Genomic DNA, 594 nt, shown 5'->3' with positions numbered 1-594 from the left:
CACGGAATGGCATGACGAATTGGAACCGCCCGGTGCGGATCCGCATGCCGGGTGGTGTGGGGGGTGACGGTTAGAACCCGTCACCTACCCGATTCGGCATTCGTTTTCATCTTGTCGTTGCTCTCTCCCATATCGACACCGGGTGATCGCCTGGGCTTGAGGCTGCGAGCTGATCGAAGCGTGATTGGTCAATGCCTTCGACCTTGCTTTTGATGGTTTCGACGACGGAATCGAAGCCGTCCCACGTTGAGTTCAATTCTACAAACTCACCGTATTCAAAATCGATCTCCAAGACCGTGTCGATCTCTGTAACGCAGTCCAATTTGTAGCCACCGATTCGGTAAATTTCGTTCCATTCAATTCCGAACGGATATCCGGGCTTATCCTCGCGCCATACTCCGCGATCATCTGCATAGAGACGAGGTGATGATGGATCGCTCATGTTTTCTTTGCCGAGACCCTATGGCTGCGACTTGAGGCATTCGGGCATCTCAGGGTGGGTTTGAGGGTTGAAAGGGAGGTGCCGTGTCTGGTTCAAGTCGTGGGCTATCCCACCGGCACGAGGTCGGCGGGACCTATCCACATTCAACACAT

Annotated in this window: 1 protein-coding gene; it reads right to left on the bottom strand. The window is 54.0% G+C overall.

What is annotated here, in order from left to right; genetic code table 11:
- Positions 1-106: 106 nt before the first annotated feature.
- A complete protein-coding gene (locus tag ACG2LG_RS24155) occupies positions 107-442 on the bottom strand; it encodes a hypothetical protein (protein ID WP_396263464.1) in 336 nt (111 codons plus the stop codon).
- Positions 443-594 lie beyond the last annotated feature (152 nt).

Origin of the sequence: Haloferula sp. A504, from assembly GCF_044385805.1 — a bacterium.
GTDB lineage: Bacteria > Verrucomicrobiota > Verrucomicrobiia > Verrucomicrobiales > Akkermansiaceae > Haloferula.
Note: the sequence above shows the minus strand (reverse complement) of the source record. Positions and strands in the feature narration are given on the sequence as shown.